The sequence below is a fragment of the Caulobacter sp. ErkDOM-E genome (genome assembly GCF_048541895.1).
Classification (GTDB): Bacteria; Pseudomonadota; Alphaproteobacteria; order Caulobacterales; family Caulobacteraceae; genus Caulobacter.
Map to the genome: position 1 here is coordinate 3783932 of NZ_CP183331.1, position 18934 is coordinate 3802865.

The following is an 18934-nucleotide window of genomic DNA, read 5'->3' on the forward strand; positions in this document are numbered from 1 at the left end:
GGGCGAAGCCGCTTGCGGCCACGCTTGTCAAAGGCTGGTTAAGGGGCTGAATGTCACAATACCGCCTGCCGCGGATGCTATTCGCGGAAACCAGACCCATGGGGAAGTTGCCCGGAATGCCCATCTTTTCGCGTGCGCGCGCCGTATTGCTGACGGCCGCCGTCGCACTGACCACCGTGGTGGCCGGCTGCGAGACCCCGCCTCCCCCGCCGCCGCCGCCCGTGGTCGTCGCACCGCCCGCGCCGCCGCCGATCACCCTGTCCAATGTCCTGGTGGAGCGCGCCAGCGCCTACCGCGGCTACATGGCCCGGGCCGGGGCCATCGACCCCAAGTTCCAGAACGGCGAACAGATCCAGTCCTCGTTGAAGGTCGCCGTGGCCTATGAGCCCAAGCAGCTGCTGTCGGGCGTCATTGCCTATGCCGCCGTCATCGCCCTGCAGGATCCGGCCTATGTCGGCGCCGTGCGCAGCTTCGCGGCCGATCCGGTGCAGCGCCAGCAGGTGATCGCCCAGCTGGTCGCCGATCCGGCCTATGCCGTCGGCTTCAAGGGCAGCGACACCGCCGCCGGCCTGGTCATCGACACCCTCGGCGCCGAAGGCCTGAAGGTCTTCATCGCCGGCAAGGCCGTCAAGCAGGCCGCCTATGACGTGCAGCACTCGTCGTGGTCCAAGGCCTCGGTGCCCGACCGCGACGTACGCCTGGCCTATGCCAAGACCATGTCGGCGATCCCGGCCCTGGGCGACACCAGCGACGTAGCCGCCCTGCAGCAGGCCTCGGTCGGCGCCCAGCCCCTGACCCTGACGCCGCGCGCGGCCTCGGGACCCTATTCACCGGTGGTCATTCGCGGCCTGGCCGTGGCCGCCCTGGCGGCCCTGGGCGCGGCCGGTGACGAGAACCTGGCCACCATCGAGGCGGTGATGGCCGAACCCAACTCGGCCATGTGCCTGAACATGGGCAAGCTGAACCTCTATCAGTGCCTGGCCGTCTCCAAGCCGCACTACGAAGACGTGTTCTGCCTGGGTCAGCACATCCTGATGGATACCGGCCAGTGCGTGATCAAGGCTTCGGGCACGCCGATGCCGATCGAACCGCCGCCGCCGCCGCGCGCCGTGCCGGTAAAGGCCTCGATCGCCCAAGCCGGCGGGGCCGGCCGCAACTCCAAGAACGCCAAGGCCGCCGCCAAGAAGCCCGCGCCCCGGAAATAGGCTGCGCCTCAACGGACCTGGAAGGGCCGGGCGTTGCATCGCCCGGCCCTTCTGTGTATGTAGCCCCACCCTAAAAACGTCGACCGAGCGGGACAATCCAGTCCTGTGCGGCGATTTTGCATTTCGAGAGCACCGGCTCTCCAGAGAGAACACCATGGCCGAAATCATTCTGAACGTTGAACTCCGCGACCGCGCCGGCACCGGCGGCGCTCGCGAAACCCGCCGCAGCGGCAAGGTCCCCGGCGTCCTGTACGGCGGCGGCAAGGCTCCCGTGAACATCGCGGTCAAGGGCAACGAATTCCGCAAGGCGCTCTTCACCGGCAAGCTGCTCGGCCACCTGGTCACGCTGCAGTACGGCGAAGAGAAGCAGTCGGTCATCGCCAAGGCCGTGCAGTTCCACGCCGTCACCGACGAGCCGGTCCACTTCGACCTGTTCCGCGTCAGCGAGCACCAGCTGATCAAGATCGAAGTTCCGGTTCACTTCAAGAACCACGAAACCTCGGTCGGCCTGAAGAAGGGCGGCACGCTGGAAATCATCCGTCACACCGTCGAGCTGGCCTGCCCGGCCGACCAGATCCCCGAAGAACTGGTCATCGACCTGGCCGGCCACGACATCGGCGACGTCATCCGCATCTCGGAAGTCAAGCTGCCGGAAGGTGTCAAGACCGCCATGGACCGCGACTTCGTGATTGCCAACGTCAAGGCCTCGGCCGCGTCGCAATCGGGCGAAGGCGACACCACCGCCGCCTAAGGCTTCGGATCGGTTCTCCGATCGACTATCGAGACGGGCGGGCTTTCGAGCCCGCCCGTTTTTCGTTTGAGCTTCCCGCGTGGATTGAAGCAATGCTGATCCTGGCCGGCCTCGGCAATCCCGAGGCCAAGTACGAGAAGAACCGGCACAATGTCGGCTTCATGGCGCTCGACGCCCTGGCCCGGCGCTGGGGCACGGGGCCGTGGCGCGCGCGCTTTCAAGGCCTGGCTTGCGAAGGCTCGGTCTCGACACCGGCCGGTCCGGTCAAGCTGCTGCTGCTCAAGCCCAAGACCTATTACAATGAGAGCGGCCGCGCCGTAGGCGAGGCGATGAAGTTCTTCAAGCTGACGCCGGCCGACGTGATCGTGTTCCACGACGAGATCGACATGGCCCCGGGCCGCTTCCGGATGAAGGCCGGCGGCGGGGCGGCGGGCAATAACGGCATCCGCTCGATCACCAGCCAGGTCGGCGACGCCTTCCGGCGCGGCCGCATCGGCGTGGGCCATCCGGGCGACAAGGCCATGGTCATGCACTATGTGCTGGGCGACTTCCACAAGGTCGAGCACCAGTGGCTGGACCCGCTGCTGGACGCCGTCTGCGACGCCCTGCCCTTCGCGGCGGCCGGCGACGACGAGCGCTATCAGGCCGAAGTCATGCGCCTGGCGCCCTCACCCAAGTCCGACCCCAAGAAGCCGGCCCCCGAAAGCTAGATCGGGTCGGAAGACCAGGCCTTATCGACATTCAGCCGGCCATTGTCCCTCAATCACCGTCATTCCAGCCCTTGTGGCGGGAACCCCTGGTTCAGCTGGCAGGTGAGACGCAAGCGGACCGCCAGCGGTCCGCCCCTCCCGCACCTGCGGCGGACAGAGGGGTTCCCGCCACAAGGGCGGGAATGACAGAGTTTAAAAGATCGGCCGTCGTCGCGATCCTGAATGTCGATCCGCTCCAGCCCTCAGGACAGCCGGTCGCGGAACTCGGCATAGTCGAACTCGCGCACCAGCTTCAGGGCGTCGCTGTCGCTGTTCCACAGGGCGATGGCCGGCAGAGGCACGCCGTTGAAGGTGTTGGTCTTGACCATCGAATAGTGGGCCTGATCCAGGAAGGCGATGCGCTGACCCGGAACCGGTCGCGTCGCAAAGCCGTAGTCGCCGATGATGTCGCCGGCCAGGCACGAGGGGCCGCCGATCCGCATGGTCACGCCGCCCTCAACCTCGCCCAGCATCGCCGGCCGATAGGGCGCCTCGATGACGTCGGGCATGTGGCAGGTGGCCGAGATGTCGGTGATGGCGACGGGCACGCTGTTGTCGAAGGTGTCGAGGATCTCGCCGACCAGGATGCCGGCGTCGAGGGCGATGGCCTCGCCGGGCTCGATATAGACCTGCAGCCCGTGGCGCTGGCCGATGCCGGCCAGGAAGGCGATCAGGTCGGCGGTCTGGTAGTCGGCGCGAGTGACGTGGTGGCCGCCGCCCAGGTTCAGCCATTTCAGCTGTCCCAGCATCCCTTCCAGCCTCGGCTCCACCGACGCCCAGATCCGGCGCAGGGGCTCGAAGTCCTGCTCGCACAGGGCATGGATGTGCAAACCATCGACGCCCTCAAGATGCTCCGGGCGCAGCTGCGAGACGGGGAAGCCCAGGCGCGAGCCGCGCTGACAGGGATCGTACTTGGCGACCTCGGCCTCGCTGTGCTCGGGGTTCAGGCGCAGCCCGATGTCGAACACCTCGCCCGCCGCCCGCGCCGCGGCGATCAGATCGGCAAACCGCGCGATCTGGTCGGGCGTGTTGAAGATCACCGAGTCGGAGATCCTAAGGATCGCCGGCAGGTCCTGGCGCTTGTAGGCCGGCGAGTAGGTGGTCAGGTGGCCGCTATAGAACTCGCGGGCCAGCCGCGCTTCCCACAGGCCCGAGGCGCAGACGCCGTCGAGATATTCGCCGACCACGCCGGCCAGCGACCACATCGAGAACGCCTTCAGCGCCAGCAGCACCTTTGCGCCGGACCCGTCGCCCACGGCCTTGAGCATGGCCAGGTTGCGGCGCACCGCGACCTCGTCGACCACGAAACAGGGCGACGGGACGCGGTTCAGATCAAAGCGAGCGAAAGCGCCGGGGCCGGCGGCCTTGGTTTCCATGCCTAGAACGCCAGCGGGGCCGCCAGGTCCTGGACCTTCCAGGGCAGGCCGTGCTTGTTCAGCATGTCCATGAACGGATCGGGATCCAGCTGTTCCATGTTGAACACGCCCGCGCCCTTCCACTGGCCGGTCAGCATCAGGGCCGCCCCGATCATGGCCGGAACGCCCGTGGTGTAGCTGACCGCCTGGTTGTTGGTCTCGGCATAGGCTTCTTCGTGATCGCAGATGTTGTTGACGTAGACGGTGCGCGCCTTGCCGTCCTTCATCCCCGTGGCGATCGTGCCGATATTGGTCTTGCCCTTGGTGATCGGGCCCAGCGACGAGGGCTCGGGCAGCAGGGCTTTCAGGAACTCGATCGGGATGATCTCGCGGCCCTGGAACATCATCGGCTCGATGCTGATCATGCCGATATTGCCCAGCACTTCCAGGTGCTTGAGATAGCTGTCGCCGAAGGTCATCCAGAAGCGGATGCGCTTGATCTCGGGATAGAACTTCACGAGGGACTCAAGTTCCTCATGATACATCAGGTACATGTTCTTCTCGCCGACCTGGTCGAAGTCGAACACCTGCTTGTGGCTCAGCGCGGGGCCTTCGACCCAGGCGCCGTTTTCCCAGTGCCGCGACGGGGCGGTCACTTCGCGCAGATTGATCTCGGGATTGAAGTTGGTGGCGAAGGGCAGGCCCGTGTCGCCGCCATTGCAGTCCAGGATGTCGAGCGTGTCGATCCGGTCCAGCAGGTGCTTCTTGGTGTAGGTGGTGAACACCGAGGTCACGCCCGGGTCAAAGCCGCTGCCCAGCAGCGCCATCAGACCGGCGTCCTTGAAGCGGTCCTGATAGGCCCACTGCCAGCTGTATTCGAACTTGGCCTCGTCGCGCGGCTCGTAATTGGCCGTGTCGAGATAGTTCACCCCGGCCGCCAGGCAGGCGTCCATGATGTTGAGGTCCTGATAGGGCAGGGCCAGATTGACCACGAGCGCCGGCTTGACCGCCTTGATCATCGCCGTCGTGGCGGCGACGTCGTCAGCGTCCAGCGCGGCCGTGTCGATGGTCACGCCGGTGCGCGACTTCACCGATTCGGCGATGGCGTCGCATTTCGACTTCGTCCGACTCGCCAGCGTGATGTGCGAAAACACGTCCGCATTCATCGCCATCTTGTGGACAGCGACCGAACCAACACCGCCAGCACCGATAACCAGCACCCTGCTCATTTGGGCTTCTCCTAACGCCTGTAGCCTCTGGCAGTCTAACGCCTGAAAGAGGGGGCCGGGGTCATATCACGAGGACAACGAGTCCGCTAATCACCCTAAGCAGAAGCTGCGACAGTTCTCTACCTTGTCCGGATCTGACGCAGACTCCGTCCCGCCATCGTGATCCGGGGGCCACGGCTCATGCCGGGCCGGACCGATCTGCGGTTAGAATTTGCCGCTCTGGAAATCCTCAAAGGCCTGCACGATTTCGTCGCGCGAGTTCATCACGAACGGTCCGTGCCAGAACACCGGCTCGCCGATCGGACGCCCCGCCAGCAGCAGCACGCGGGCGTCGGTGATCGCCTCGACCAGCACCGTGTCGCCCTTGCCCAGAAACACGCCGGACAGGGCATCGATCTTGCCACCCGCCACGCGAACCTGACCCTCATAGACCGCCAGCATGGCATTGCGGTCGGCGCCCACAGGCTCCTCGAAGCGGCTTCCAGCCGGCAGGACGACGTCGAAATAGAGCGCATCGACTGCGCCGCCGCCGATCGGACCGGCTGTGCCGGCCTCCGTGACGCCCGAGATCACCTTGACCGACACGCCGCCGTCGCGGGCCTCGACCGGGATGGCGTCGCTCTCGAACTCGCTATAGCCGGGCGCGCTCATCTTCAGCCTGGCGGGCAGGTTCACCCACAGCTGAAAGCCGCGCATCCGGCCTTGGCTCTGCTCTGGCATTTCGGAATGGACGATGCCGCGGCCGGCCCGCATCCACTGGATGCCGCCGGGACCGATCACGCCCTCGCGGCCGGTATTGTCGCGGTGCCGCATCCGGCCTTCCAGCATGTAGGTCACGGTCTCGAAGCCGCGATGCGGGTGGTCGGGGAAGCCGCCCATATAGTCCGACGCCTGGTCGTTGTCGAAACAGTCCAGCATCAGGAACGGATCGAACATCTGGGCCTCCGCCGTGCCCAGCATCCGGGTCAGGCGCACGCCGTCGCCGTCCGAGGCGGGGACACCCTTCACGATCTTCACGACGGGTCGAAGGCTCATCTGACGGCTCCTTTTGCGCCATCGATATCGGATGCGGTTACAGTGGGTTCAAGTCCCCGGCCCTTCGCGTTCGCCGCCGATCCGTGCTAGGTCGCCCCCAACGAAATTCACGAGAGATCCATGGCCCTTAAAGTCGCCATCGTCGGCCTGCCCAATGTCGGCAAGTCCACCCTGTTCAATGCCCTGACCCAGACGGCGTCGGCCCAGGCCGCCAACTATCCGTTCTGCACGATCGAGCCCAATACCGGCGAAGTGGCCGTGCCCGAGCCGCGCCTGGACGCCCTGGCCAAGATCGCCGGCTCCAAGGAAATCATCCCGGCCCGGATCACCTTTGTCGACATCGCCGGCCTGGTGCGCGGCGCGTCCAAGGGCGAGGGCCTGGGCAACCAGTTCCTGGCCAATATCCGCGACTGCGACGCCGTGGCCTTCGTGGCCCGCTGCTTCGAGGACGGCGACATCGTCCACGTCGAAGGCCGCATCGACCCGACCAGCGATCTCGAGATCGTCGAGATGGAGTTGATGCTGGCCGACCTGGAAAGCCTGGAAAAGCGCGTTCCCGCCCTTGAGAAACGCGCCAAGGTCGGCGCCGACAAGGAAAGCGCCAACACCCTGCGCCTGGCCAATATCGCCCTGGCCCTGCTGCGCGAAGGCCGCCCGGCCCGCACGGCCAAGATCGACGCCGACGACGAAAAAGCCTGGCACATGCTGCAGCTGCTGACCTCGCTGCCGGCCCTGTATGTCTGCAATGTCGACGAAGGCAGCGCCGACAAGGGCAACAACTACAGCGACCTGGTGGCCGAACGCGCCGCCAAGGACAACGCCAAGAGCGTGGTCATCTCGGCCCAGATCGAGAGCGAGATCGCCCTGCTCGACGCCGCAGAGCGCAGCGAGTTCCTGGAAACCCTGGGCCTTGAAGAGCCGGGCCTGAACCGCCTGATCCGCGAGGCCTACAAGCTGCTGGACCTGCAGACCTATTTCACGGTCGGCCCCAAGGAAGCCCGCGCCTGGACCATCCATGTGGGCGACACCGGCCCGCAGGCAGCCGGCGTCATCCACACCGACTTCGAGAAGGGCTATATCCGCGCCGAAACCATCGCCTTCGAGGACTTCATCGCCTTGGGCGGTGAGAACGGCGCCAAGGAGGCCGGCAAGATGAAGGCCGAAGGCAAGGAATACATCGTCAAGGACGGCGATGTGATGCACTTCCGGTTCAACGTCTAGACCATCAGATCAAGCGGCCGGTGCGGAAACGTCCCGGCCGTTTTCATATCGGCGAGGAACGCACGCGGATGACCACCGACCGGCTGACCCTGACCGCCGTCCATGACGGCTTCGTCTTCACCGCCGCCCACGAGCACCCGCAGGGCGTGCGAAAGGGCGGGGTGATCGTGATCCAGGAGATCTTCGGCCTCGACCAATATGTCCAGGCCGACGTGGCGCGCTGGGCCGAGCTGGGCTTCGAGGTGGTCGCGCCCGCGATGTTCGACCGGCAGGAACTGGGCTTCGTCGCCGAGCACGATCCGGCCGGGTTCGAGGCCGGCGTGAAATACGCCATGGCCAACGGCCCCGACAACGCCATGGGCGACATCCAGGCCTGTATCGACTTCCTGGCCCCGCGCGGCCCGGTGTTCGTCGTCGGCTACTGCTACGGCGGGACCATGGCCTGGCTGGCGGCGTCGCGCTGCAAGGGCCTGTCGGCCGCCGCCAGCTACTATGGCGGCCAGGTGGCGGGAATGGCGAAGTTCGCCCTTTCCTGCCCGGTCATCGTCCATCTGGGCCGCAAGGATCCGCATATCCCCGCCGACGAGGTCAAGGCCGCGATCGCCGCCGCCCACCCCGAAGTGGCGGTGCACATCTACGAGGCCAGCGGCCACGGCTTCAACAATGACGGCCGGCCCGACTCCGACCTCGCCGATGCGCTAGCGGCGCGTCAGCGGACCCTGCACCTGTTCCTGGCCCACGGCGCGGCCTGATGGGCGAGCGCATCGCCCTGGCCACCCGCGACGGCGCGCCGTTCAGCGCCTGGCATGCGCCGCATCAGGACGCCCGGCGCGGCGGCCTGGTCATCCTGCACGCCATCTGGGGCGTGACGCCGCATATCCGCGAGCTGTCCGACACCCTGGCCCAGCAGGGCTATGAAGTGATCGCCCCGGCCCTGCTGGACGCCGCCGACGCGCCGTTCCCGCAGGCCAATACCGAGCCGGCGATCCTGGACCAGCGCATGGCCATGGGCGAGGCCACAGGCTGGGGCCTGAGCACCCTGCCCCGCGTCCAGGCCTGTATCGACGCCCTGGACGGTCCGGTGTTCGCCATGGGCTTCTGCTTTGGCGGCACAACCGCCTGGCTGGCCGCCGCCCGCTGTGCGGGTTTATCGGGTGTATCCAGTTTTTACGGTGGCGACGTCGTACAGTTTATCGGGGAGGTTCCGACCGTCCCCACCGCCCTGCATTTCGGCAAGACCGACCCGCTGATTCCCCCGGCCGATGTCGAAGCCATCCAGGCCGCCCATCCCGACCTGCCCGTCTGGCTGTACGACGCCGGCCACGCCTTCGTGGCGCCTAACGGCTACCACGCCGACAGCGCGCGGCTGGCCATGCTGCGCACCCTGCAACTGTTCCAGCGCGGCGGCGGCAACCGGGGCGAGGCCTGAGCCCCGCGACCGGCCCAATCAGGGCCGGCCCGATCGACGCCGTCAGATCGGCCGGCGCCCTAGAATTCTTTCCAGCTATCGGCGCTGGCGTCTGCCATCAGCGCGGGCTTGCGCGCGGCGCCCCCAAAGCCCGTGGTCTTCATGACCGATATGGCGGCTGATGGACGAGAGGGCTTCCGGGCGGCGCCTCTCTGGGCCGGGGCGTCCTGGCCGACCTCGAAGCGGCCAACGACGCGCGCCAGTCCTTCGGCTTCCTGCGACATGCTGTGGCTGGCGGCGGTGGCCTCTTCAACCATGGCCGCGTTCTGCTGGGTCACCTGATCCATGTGGTTGATGGACGAATTGACCTCGTTCAGGGCTGTGGCCTGCTCCTGGGCGGACGCAGCGATAACGACGACGATGTCGTTGATCTCGCCCACCTGAACCACGATCCGGCTCAAGACCTTGCCGGTCTCGCCGACGAGTTCCACGCCGGCCCTCACCTGCTGGTCGGAGTTGGTGATCAGGGCCTTGATCTCCTTGGCCGCGCCGGCCGACCGCTGGGCCAGGGCCCGGACTTCCTGGGCGACAACGGCGAAGCCGCGACCGGCCTCGCCGGCTCTCGCCGCCTCGACCCCGGCGTTCAGGGCCAGGAGGTTGGTCTGGAAGGCGATCTCGTCGATCACGCCGACGATCTGGCTGATTTCCTGGGACGATTTTTCGATCCCGCCCATGGCGGCGACCGCGTTCTGGACCACGTCGCCGGACTGCTCTGCGGCGGACTTGGCCAGGCCGACCACGGTGCGGGCGTGTTCCGAACCTTCGGCCGTCTTTCGCACCGTGGCGGTGATCTGATCGAGCGCCGCAGCGGTCTCTTCCAGACTGGCCGCCTGCTGCTCGGTCCGGCGCGACAGGTCTTGCGACGCCACGGAGATCTCGGCGGCGCCGGCCTGGATGGTGGCGGTATTGCCGGACACCAGCTTCATGGTGTCCTGCAGGGTCGTCATCGCGGCGTTGAAATCGGCGCGCAGCTTCTCGTACTCAGGCGCGAAGCTGGCGGTCAGGCGATAGACAAGGTTGCCGGCGGAGAGTTGCTCCAGGCCCGACGCGACAGCCTCGACGACCAGGGCCTGGGTCCGGGCCATTTCAGCATCGGTCTTTTGGCGGGCCGCGCGTTCACTGTCGGTCAGCTGACGCGCATCGGCGTTCTCCTGCTCCAGGCGAAGGGTCCTGGCGCCGGCCTCCTTGAAGACCTGCACGGCCTTGGCCATCTCGCCGACCTCGTCGGTGCGTCCCAGGGACGGCACCGGGACGGACAGGTCGCCCGAGGCGAGCTTGCCCATCGCCGTTGTCAGGGCGCCGAGCGGCTTGACGGCGCGGGCGGACCACGCCGCGACGGCGACACCCAGGACCAACGCCCCGCCACACATCGCGATGTTCAGCCAAACGAAGCCGGCCGACAGGTCGTGGACTTGCGAACCGATCTCCTTGTTCTTCGCCTCTTGCAGGTCGATGAACTGATTGATCTGTTTCAGCCAGACCATGAACATGGGCCTGGCGCTCTGCATCAGAAGCGCCTGGGCGGCATCAACCTCGCCGGCCTTCTGGAGTCGGATCACTTCCGAGATCAGCGGCAGGCCCTCGGCCTGCGTGGCCTTGATGCTGTCCAGGATGGCGGTCTCATCGGGGGTCACGCCGGCGCCCTTGGCCATCAGCGCATCGAGCGGACCGGCCGATTTGTCATAGGCGGCCTCAAGGCGCTCTATGGTGGCGATCGCCGCGTCAAGCTCGCCCGCATCGCTCACCAGGATGACGTCGCGAAGGCTGATGGCGCGGTCATGCACGCTGCCGCGGAAATTGATGGCGAACCGCTGTTTGGCGCTGTTGACGTCGTTGATCGTCGTGAGGCTGCGGTCGATCGCACTGACGCGGCTCTGCGCCACCAGGCCAATGCCGGCCATCATCAAGAGGATCATGCCGAAGCCGACAACGAGGCGCTGGCCTATCTTCAAGTTCGGCAGCATGGCGGCTCTTTTTCTCTACTGGGAAATCTGGCGCGACCACTGCTCGCCGACCCCCTAACGACCTCCTAATTTCCAATAATCAGGACACGAGGTCGCAGCTATAGCGTCCCTTCTATGATTGTTTTCAGCTACCGCATGCCGATTGGTCACGTATAGGAAGGCAGTTATATTGCAACTTAGCCGACCAAAATATTGAGATAACTTTGATTTAATTCTGCAGTATTTAAGGTGTTATTCGCTCAAATTGAGCCGCTAAGCATGTTTTCCGTGATAATTTGCGGCGATATTTCGTCCAGGACCCAGGGACGCTCACGGCACAGCGATTGCCGGCCGTCGACTACCGGCCCCCAGGCTCACTTGATCTGGGCAGTATCGCCCCCGCAGCTGGCCAGGCGCTGTCGCCGACCCGCTTGAGGCTCATCTCGAAGAACGTGGCCGGAGGGGCGGCCCGGCGTCATCCGCGCGGCGCGGGGTCGAGCGGCATCTGGGCCAGAACCGGCGTGGCGGCCGTCAGGATCACGGCGGCGAGGCCGGTGGCGAAGGAACGGGACATCGGTGGTCTCCGGGCCGGTATTCCCGAACTTTGATCTTCAGTGTTTTTGTTCCCGCCCGCCTCACGGGAACGACCGCCATCGGGCATTTCGGCGCCATCGCGGTTGGCGCATGCTCACGCCTGTCGCCGAGCGCGAAAGGCTTGGCTAGGATCGTCGCATGCGTCGCTCAGCCACCGCCCTGCTGTTGATCCTGCCGCTGGCGGCGGCTGGCCCCGCCGTGGCCGGCGAGACGGCCTGCTGGTTCGAGAACGGGGCGATCGTCGCCCCGGCCGCCATCGCCGACATGACCGGCGACTTCGTGATCGACCTGTCGGCCCCGCGCACCCTGCTGCACAACACCAAGGCCCAGATGAGCGGCTATGCCGAGCTCGACCTCACCCTGCCGGTGCGGCTGGCCGGACAGAGGGTCGAGGCGGCGCCGATCCTGGTCAGCGATCTCGACTATCGCGGCGTCGGCTTCATCGCCCCCATCGCCGGCGTGATCGGGGCCGATATCCTGGGCCGCTATGTGGTGATCATCGACTTTGCCCCCTGCCGCCTGCGGCTGGAGCCCCAGGGCTGGGCCGAACGGTCCCGCGGGCGCGGCCTGCCCGTCACCGTGGTGGGCGGCGTGCCGACCGTGCAGGCCACGGCCTCGGACGGCTTTTCCAGCCTGACCGGGGCCTTCGCCCTCGACACGGCCTCGAACGGCGGGGTGCGGGCGCGCGGCGACGCCGATGGGCCGCGCCAGAAGCCCGCCGGCGTGCTGGCCGGCCTGTCGCTGGATGGCCGCCTGCGGCAGCGCGTTGCGGCCGTCAGAGCCGGCGACCTGCCCCCGGGCGTGGCCGGGGCGGTGGGCGTTGCGATCCTGTCGGACTATCGCCTGCGCCTCGACGCCCAGGCGGGACGGCTGTGGCTGACGCCCGCCCGGCTTGAGTCCAAAGAAAAAGGGCCCGGCGTTACCGCCAGGCCCTGATCTTTTCGGTCGCTGCGAACGGTCAGTGCGACTCGTTCTTCCAGACCTTGCGGTAGCTGGCATAGAGCAGGCCCGAGAACAGCAGCAGATAGAGGATGACCACGAAGCCGGTCTGCTTGCGCTCTTCCATCTTGGGCTCGGCCGCCCACATCAGGAAGGCCGAGACATCCTTGGCCTGCTGATCAAGCGTCGACTTGGTGCCGTCGTCGAAGGTCACCAGATCGGCCTTGAGCGGCGCAGCCATGGCGATGAAGCCACCGGGCGGAACCTTGTCGTGTGGGCCCGACCACGACGCGGTCAGATCACCGGCCATGTAAGGGTTGTAGTGCTGGCCTGCGCCGACCTTCAGGCCGGTGGGCGGCGTGTGATAGCCGGTCAGCAGCGAGTAGATATATTCCGGACCGCCCGAGCGAGCCTTGGCCAGCAGCGACATGTCCGGCGGCAGGGCGCCGCCATTGCCGGCCCGCGCCGCAGCCTCGTTGGCATAGGGCGAGGGAAACCGATCAGCACTGGTCGCCGGACGCTTGATCGCGTCGCCAGTCTCGGAGTCGATATCGGCGACCTCGTAGTCCTTGGCGATCGCCTTGACCCACGGGTTGTCGTTCGGGTTCTTGTGCTCGTTGCTGTAGAACGGGCCGCCCTTGTCGCCGAGGTTGCGGAAGCTGATCAGGCTCATCGAGTGGCAGGCCGAACAGACCTCCCGATAGACCTTGTAGCCGCGTTGCAGCTGGGCCTGATCGAACTTGCCGAACGGGCCTTCGAACGACCATTGGACGTCCTTGGGCGGCAGGGGGTGCCCAGCGGCCAGAACCGGACCGGCCGCCATCAGGCCGGCCACGGCTGCGAGGATGGAAAGTTTGCGCAGCATCATGATCAGCCCTTCATCTCAGGCGCGGTGGTCGCGTGGGCCGGAACGCCGGCGGGGTGCGACAGAGCCGGCGAAGCAATCGAGTCCGGAACCGGAAGCGGCGTTTCCTTCAGACCCAGGACCGGGAGGATCACCAGGAAGAAGCCGAAATAGTACAGCGTTGCAAAGCGGCTGAGCCAGACAAAGCTGTTCAGATCGGCGTCGATCAGCAGGAAGGTCTTCAGGTGCGGGATGACCGGATCATCCGGCAGCTTGGCGCCGCACAGGCCCAGGATGCAGCACGCCACGACGAAGATGAAGAAGTACATCTTCGCGGTCGGGCGGTAGCGCATCGAGCGCACCTTGGAGGTGTCCAGCCACGGCAGAGCGAACAGGCAGGCGATGGCGCCAAACATGGCCAGCACGCCCATCAGCTTGTCGGGAACGGCGCGCAGGATCGCGTAGAACGGCAGGAAGTACCATTCCGGAACGATGTGGGCAGGCGTCACCAGCGGGTTGGCCGGGATGTAGTTGTCGGCATGGCCCAGGGCGTTGGGCATGTAGAAGACGAAGAAGGCGAAGAGGATCAGGAAGACGCTCATCGCGAACCCGTCCTTCACCGTCGCGTAGGGGGTGAAGGGAAGGGTATCGGCTTTCGACTTCGGATCCACGCCCGTCGGGTTGTTCTGGCCGACCACGTGCAGCGCCCAGATGTGCAGGATCACGACGCCGGCGATCATGAAGGGCAGAAGATAGTGCAGCGAGAAGAAGCGGTTCAGCGTAGCGCTGTCGACCGCGAAACCGCCCCACAGCCAGGTCGTGATGCTCTGACCGACGATCGGCAGGGCGCCAAACAGGTTGGTGATCACGACGGCGCCGTGGAAGGACATCTGACCCCAGGGCAGGACGTAGCCCATGAAGGCGGTGGCCATCATCAGCAGGTAGATCACGCAGCCCAGGATCCACAGCACTTCGCGCGGGGCCTTGTAGGACCCGTAATAGAGGCCTCGGAACATGTGGATATAGACGGCGATGAAGAACATCGACGCGCCATTGGAGTGCATGTAGCGGATCAGCCAGCCGTGATTGACGTCACGCATGATGCGCTCAACGCTGTTGAACGCGTCGCCGACGTTATAGTGCATCGCCAGGATGATGCCGGTGATCAACTGAGACGCCAGGCACAGCGAGAGAATGCCGCCGAAGGTGTACCAGTAGTTCAGGTTACGCGGCGTGGGGTAGTCGACGAAGCTGTCATAGCCCAGGCGCACGATCGGGAGACGGGCGTCGAGCCAGCGCTCGAAACCGGTCTTGGGTTCATAGGTCGAATGTCCGCTCATCTCGCTTAACCGATCTTGACCTTGGTGTCGGTGAGGAACTCGTACTCCGGAACCGCGAGGTTCAGGGGCGCGGGACCCTTACGGATCCGGCCCGAGGTGTCGTAGTGCGAGCCATGGCAGGGGCAGAACCAGCCGCCGTAGTCGCCGCCGCCGAAGGTGGGCACGCAACCCAGGTGGGTGCAGGAGCCGATCAGGACCAGCCACTGGGCCTTGCCCGGCTTGACCCGCTCGGCGTCGGTCTGCGGATCCTTAAGCGCTGCGCCGTCATCGGCCACGGCCTTCTGGATCTCGGCCGGCGTGCGGTTGCGCACGAACAGCGGCTTGCCGCGCCACTTGAGCGTGACCTGCTGACCGTCGGCGACCTTGGTCAGGTCGAATTCGGTCGAGGCCAGCGCCAGCGTATCGGCTGACGGGTTCATCTGATCGACGAACGGCCAAACAAGCGACACGGCGCCGCCTGCGGCGGCCGCCATCGTCGCGATGTAAATGAAGTCGCGCCGGCTGGGGTCAGCCCCATGCTCCGGCTCGGTCGTTGCGCCCAACGCGGTGTCGGCCACCTAAGTCACCCTTCGATTCCGCCGCGCCGGGAAGCCGGCCGGCCAGGAGAAGCACCTTTCGGCGCCGTATCTTTCTCGACCCGCGAACGGATCTCCGCCACAAGACGACGGTTGGATCGTCCTATCGGACGCGCGGACTGAGTCCGCAAGCCCTTTCGATTCGCAGGCAATGTCCCTGCTAGCCTTGTGGTGGTTCGCTTAGAATGCGTCTCGCGCTTTTTCAACCAGGCATTCCTCAAAACGTCGGCGCCGCAATCCGCCTCGCGGCCTGTTTTGGCGCCGGCCTGGACGTGATCGAGCCTTGCAGCTTTCCCCTGGATGACAAGAGTCTCAAGCGGGCGGCGCTGGATTACGGCCCCTTGGCCCATATGAAACGCCACGATTCCTGGGAAACCTTCCTCGCCGCGCCGGAAAGGGCCCAGGGGCGGCTGCTGCTGTTCACCACCCGGGGCGCGACCCCGTTTCACCGATTTGGGTTTCAGCCGGGCGATACGCTTTTATTCGGCAATGAAAGCCGGGGCGCCCCCGAAGAGGTCCACGCCGCCGCTCAGGGCCGTCTGGTGATCCCGCTGCGGCCCGAGGCCCGGTCGATGAATCTCGCGACGACCGCCGCCATGGCGCTGGGCGAGGCGCTGCGGCAGACGGACGGCTTCTTCGAGGCCTGAGCGCCCTACGCAGAACCCCGGATTTGCACCGCGCGCGCCAAGCGCTTAATCGGCTGTCATGACCGACGCTTCCGATCTCGACGACAAGAAAGCCCGCGCCCGCGCCTGGTTTGAAACCTTGCGCGACCAGATCTGCACGGAATTCGAGCGCCTGGAAGACGAGGCCCCGACCGACCTCTATCCGGGCCAGCCGGGCCGCTTCGAGCGCAAGCCGTGGGATCGCGCGGCCGGCGGCGGCGGCGTCATGTCGATGATGCACGGTCGCCTGTTCGAGAAGGTCGGCGTCCACTGCTCCACGGTGTTTGGAACCTTCACACCGGAAATGGCCAAGTCGATGCCGGGCGCGGGCGACGACCCCCGGTTCTTCGCCACCGGCATCAGCCTGATCGCCCACATGACCAATCCGCGCGTACCGGCCGTGCACATGAACACCCGCTTCATTTCCACGACCAAAAGCTGGTTTGGCGGCGGCGGCGACCTGACGCCCCTGCTCGGCTATCAGCGCCAGCAGGACTTCCCAGACGCCATCGACTTCCACGCCGCCTATCAGCGGGCCTGCGACGCGCACCACCCCGACTGGCACGCCAAGTACAAGGCCTGGTGCGACGAGTACTTCTTCCTGCCCCACCGCAACGAGCCGCGCGGCATCGGCGGAATCTTCTACGACCACCACGACAGCGGCGATTGGTCGCGGGACTTCGCCTTCACCCAGGACGTCGGCAAGGCTTTCCTAGAGGTCTATCCCGAGCTGGTGCGTCGACGCATGGGCGAGGCCTGGACGGCGGACGAGCGCGAGCAGCAGCTGGTGCAGCGCGGGCGCTATGTGGAGTTCAACCTGCTCTACGACCGGGGCACGATGTTTGGCCTGAAGACCGGCGGCAATGTGGAATCGATCCTCAGCTCGATGCCGCCGATGGTGAAGTGGCCCTAGAGCAAAGGTCGCCATGACTGAATCATGTCGTTTGCTCTAGATTCTTGTTTTGACGCGTTATTTCGGCGGCGAACCGGTATCCACTTCGCCGAATAACGCTCTGGAGTCCGCTCAACGGGCGCCCAGGCGCAGAGTTTCCTGATCCAGGAAAGCCCCGATCCAGCCGCCCACGCGCAAGCGGTCGTTGGGCGCGGCCAGGGTGGCGATCGCAGCGTCAGCTTGCGCGTCGGTATAGCGGGTCCCGCGCCGGGCCTCGATCAGGGCCGCCGCATAGGCCGGGTCGAACTCCGGGTGGAACTGCATCGATATCGCCCCCTTTTTCCGTCCGGGCGCGTCGTCATAGGACAGCAGGCCATAGGGCGTAAAAGCGCTGCCGCCGATCACAGTCGCGGAGGGCGGAAGGGTCACCACCTGGTCCTGGTGCGAGGCGGGAATGGCGACGCTGTCGGCGTCGGTCCAGCCCTGTGGCCGCGAGACGGCGTAGCGGTGCAGGCCCACGCCCCAGCCCTTGTCGGACTTGACCACCTGACCGCCGAAGGCTTGAGCCATGATCTGATGGCCAAAACACACCCCGACCAGCGCCGCCTGCCCCCTGGCGGCGCGCAGAAAGTCCGACAGCGGCGCGATCCACGGCAGGTCGTCATAGACCCCCGCCGACGAACCCGTGATGAGATAGGCGTCGTGCTGCTCCGGCGCGCCGGGCAGCTGGCCGGCCTGGACGTCATAGGTCGTGTAGGCGTGATCGGGGCCCAGCAGGGTCTGGAACATGCCGCCATAGCGGCCAAAGGCCGGCTGAAGCGACTCTGGCGGCTCGCCGGTCTCCAGCAGGCCGATCCGCATCAGTAGACCATGCCCTGGGCCACAGCCTTCAGGCGCTCGATGGCGCTGAACTTGTCCTCGATGAAGTCCTGGTCAATCCACCAGATCTCGATCTCGCGCATCACCTCGCCCACCATCGGCCCCTTGGGCACGCCGGCCTGCATCACCTCTTCGCCCGACAGCGGGAAGGGCGGCGGCGTCCAGGTCTCGGCCATGGCCAGCAGGCCCCGCCACTGCGGCGCGGTGACCGGACGGCCCGACCCCGCCCAGGCCAGCTTGATGCGGTCGCAGAAGGTGCGCACGCCCAGGGCGTAGATCGAGCGGCGGGCCTCACGCGGGCTCATCCAGCTGACGATGCGCGGGTTCTTGCCCACGGCGTCGACCAGGCGGTCCCTGACATTGTTGGGCAGGCGCAGGCGCTCGGACATCTGCTCGGCCACCTGGGGATCATCGGGGATCAGCGAGGCCAGACGCAGATCGGGATTGTTCTCGAACAACTGCTCGGTCTCGATGGCCACCAGGCTGTCGAAGCGGGCCAGGGATTTGACGAACGGCAGGATCGAGCCCAGCACGCCGGTGGCCGCCATCAGCCGCAGGGCCGGGCGCGGGTCCTCGGACGTCAGCAGCTTCATGATCTCTTTTTGCGTGCGCTCGGCGGCGCGGCCCGAGACCATGCCCTTGAGCGCCTTGCAGGCCGCCAGGGCTCTCTGGTCGGGCTCGCCCCGGCCGTACCAGGCCTGGAACCGGAAGAAGCGCAGGATGCGCAGATAGTCCTCGCGGATGCGGGTCATGGGATCGCCCACGAACACCACCCGCCCCTCGCGCGCGTCGTTCACGCCCTCGCCGGTCGGATCGTAAAGCCGGCCCTCGGGATCGACATACAGGGCGTTGAAGCGGAAATCGCGACGCTCGGCGTCCTGGCCCCAGTCCTGGCTGAACGCCACCGTGGCGCGGCGACCGTCGGTGGAGACATCGCGGCGCAGGGTGGTGATCTCATAGGGCTTGCCGCCCGAGATGGCCGTGACGGTGCCGTGATCCACGCCGGTCGGGATCGCCCGCAGGCCGGCATGGGCCAGGGCGTCGATCACCTGGTCGGGGGTCAGGGTGGTGGCGATGTCGATATCGTCGATGGGCTTGCCCATCAGGGTGTTGCGCACACAACCGCCGACGAATCGCGCGCAGCCGGCAAAGCCGCGCTCCTCCAGGGCCGCGATCACGGCTTTGGTCTCGGGCAAGGCCATCCACGGCGCTATGCCGATCGATTCAGTGTTCAAGCAACACACTCCTAC

Annotated in this window: 17 protein-coding genes and 3 pseudogenes; 9 read left to right on the top strand and 11 right to left on the bottom strand. The window is 66.2% G+C overall.

Annotated features, from left to right (window positions below; genetic code table 11):
* The first annotated feature begins 116 nt into the window (after positions 1–116).
* The 3 genes from ACN2C7_RS18475 to pth all read left to right on the top strand — a co-directional run bounded on the left by ACN2C7_RS18475 (position 117) and on the right by pth (position 2666).
* Positions 117–1205 (top strand): hypothetical protein, encoded by a 1089-nt coding sequence (locus ACN2C7_RS18475; protein WP_419318937.1) that lies wholly within the window; start codon positions 117–119, stop codon positions 1203–1205.
* Between the two features lie 154 nt (positions 1206–1359).
* A complete protein-coding gene (locus ACN2C7_RS18480) occupies positions 1360–1956 on the top strand; it encodes a 50S ribosomal protein L25/general stress protein Ctc (RefSeq protein ID WP_419318938.1) in 597 nt (198 codons plus the stop codon).
* Positions 1957–2048: 92 nt separating this feature from the next.
* Positions 2049–2666, top strand: coding sequence for an aminoacyl-tRNA hydrolase (gene pth / locus ACN2C7_RS18485; protein WP_419318939.1), 618 nt, complete (start codon positions 2049–2051; stop codon positions 2664–2666).
* 24 nt (positions 2667–2690) lie between these two features.
* Here the strand turns inward: pth and ACN2C7_RS18490 are convergent.
* The 4 genes and pseudogenes from ACN2C7_RS18490 to ACN2C7_RS18505 form a co-directional block, all read right to left on the bottom strand.
* Positions 2691–2855, bottom strand: a pseudogene (locus ACN2C7_RS18490) (hypothetical protein); the annotation flags it as partial.
* A gap of 53 nt (positions 2856–2908) precedes the next feature.
* Complete coding sequence (locus ACN2C7_RS18495; protein ID WP_419318940.1) at positions 2909–4081, bottom strand: carboxynorspermidine decarboxylase; 1173 nt, start codon at positions 4079–4081, stop codon at positions 2909–2911.
* Positions 4082–4083: 2 nt separating this feature from the next.
* Positions 4084–5289, bottom strand: coding sequence for a saccharopine dehydrogenase C-terminal domain-containing protein (locus ACN2C7_RS18500; protein ID WP_419318941.1), 1206 nt, complete (start codon positions 5287–5289; stop codon positions 4084–4086).
* A 204-nt stretch (positions 5290–5493) separates the two neighbouring features.
* Positions 5494–6324: a pirin family protein gene (locus tag ACN2C7_RS18505; RefSeq protein WP_419318942.1), complete on the bottom strand. Its 831-nt coding sequence runs from the start codon at positions 6322–6324 to the stop codon at positions 5494–5496.
* A 120-nt stretch (positions 6325–6444) separates the two neighbouring features.
* Between ACN2C7_RS18505 and ychF the strand changes: the two genes are divergently transcribed.
* From ychF to ACN2C7_RS18520, 3 genes are all read left to right on the top strand, one after another.
* Positions 6445–7545 carry a redox-regulated ATPase YchF gene (gene ychF, locus ACN2C7_RS18510; protein ID WP_419318943.1) on the top strand — a complete coding sequence of 367 codons (1101 nt, stop codon included), beginning with the start codon at positions 6445–6447 and terminating at the stop codon, positions 7543–7545.
* Positions 7546–7613: 68 nt separating this feature from the next.
* Positions 7614–8297: a dienelactone hydrolase family protein gene (locus ACN2C7_RS18515; RefSeq protein ID WP_419318944.1), complete on the top strand. Its 684-nt coding sequence runs from the start codon at positions 7614–7616 to the stop codon at positions 8295–8297.
* Positions 8297–8974, top strand: coding sequence for a dienelactone hydrolase family protein (locus ACN2C7_RS18520; protein ID WP_419318945.1), 678 nt, complete (start codon positions 8297–8299; stop codon positions 8972–8974). Before ACN2C7_RS18515 ends, ACN2C7_RS18520 begins: the two co-directional genes overlap by 1 nt.
* A gap of 59 nt (positions 8975–9033) precedes the next feature.
* On the opposite strand, the pseudogene ACN2C7_RS18525 reads toward ACN2C7_RS18520, so the two are convergent.
* Together ACN2C7_RS18525 and ACN2C7_RS18530 are read right to left on the bottom strand one after the other, a co-directional pair.
* Positions 9034–10371, bottom strand: a pseudogene (locus ACN2C7_RS18525) (methyl-accepting chemotaxis protein); the annotation flags it as partial.
* 117 nt (positions 10372–10488) lie between these two features.
* Positions 10489–10977, bottom strand: a pseudogene (locus ACN2C7_RS18530) (MCP four helix bundle domain-containing protein); the annotation flags it as partial.
* 711 nt (positions 10978–11688) lie between these two features.
* On the opposite strand from ACN2C7_RS18530, the gene ACN2C7_RS18535 reads away from it, so the two are divergent.
* Positions 11689–12486 (top strand): hypothetical protein, encoded by a 798-nt coding sequence (locus ACN2C7_RS18535; RefSeq protein ID WP_419318946.1) that lies wholly within the window; start codon positions 11689–11691, stop codon positions 12484–12486.
* 22 nt (positions 12487–12508) lie between these two features.
* Here the strand turns inward: ACN2C7_RS18535 and ACN2C7_RS18540 are convergent, their stop codons facing one another.
* Genes ACN2C7_RS18540 through petA form a run of 3 tightly spaced genes read right to left on the bottom strand, consistent with a single transcriptional unit; the run spans position 12509 to position 15230 of the window.
* The gene (locus ACN2C7_RS18540) at positions 12509–13354 is read right to left on the bottom strand and encodes a cytochrome c1 (RefSeq protein WP_419318947.1); all 846 of its coding nucleotides are present in this window, start codon (positions 13352–13354) and stop codon (positions 12509–12511) included.
* 5 nt (positions 13355–13359) lie between these two features.
* Entirely contained in the window at positions 13360–14673 is a 1314-nt protein-coding gene (locus ACN2C7_RS18545) for a cytochrome b (RefSeq protein WP_419318948.1), read from the bottom strand.
* 5 nt (positions 14674–14678) lie between these two features.
* Complete coding sequence (petA, locus tag ACN2C7_RS18550) at positions 14679–15230, bottom strand: ubiquinol-cytochrome c reductase iron-sulfur subunit (protein ID WP_419318949.1); 552 nt, start codon at positions 15228–15230, stop codon at positions 14679–14681.
* 203 nt (positions 15231–15433) lie between these two features.
* On the opposite strand from petA, the gene ACN2C7_RS18555 reads away from it, so the two are divergent.
* Both ACN2C7_RS18555 and hemF read left to right on the top strand, forming a co-directional pair.
* Positions 15434–15895, top strand: coding sequence for a tRNA (cytidine(34)-2'-O)-methyltransferase (locus ACN2C7_RS18555; protein WP_419318950.1), 462 nt, complete (start codon positions 15434–15436; stop codon positions 15893–15895).
* 58 nt (positions 15896–15953) lie between these two features.
* Positions 15954–16826, top strand: coding sequence for an oxygen-dependent coproporphyrinogen oxidase (hemF, locus tag ACN2C7_RS18560; RefSeq protein ID WP_419318951.1), 873 nt, complete (start codon positions 15954–15956; stop codon positions 16824–16826).
* A gap of 111 nt (positions 16827–16937) precedes the next feature.
* Here hemF and ACN2C7_RS18565 read toward each other — a convergent pair whose 3' ends face one another.
* Positions 16938–17666 (bottom strand): glutamine amidotransferase-related protein, encoded by a 729-nt coding sequence (locus tag ACN2C7_RS18565; RefSeq protein ID WP_419318952.1) that lies wholly within the window; start codon positions 17664–17666, stop codon positions 16938–16940.
* Complete coding sequence (locus tag ACN2C7_RS18570; RefSeq protein WP_419318953.1) at positions 17666–18919, bottom strand: CCA tRNA nucleotidyltransferase; 1254 nt, start codon at positions 18917–18919, stop codon at positions 17666–17668. The genes ACN2C7_RS18565 and ACN2C7_RS18570 overlap by 1 nt, the downstream gene beginning before the upstream one ends.
* Positions 18920–18934: the final 15 nt, after the last annotated feature.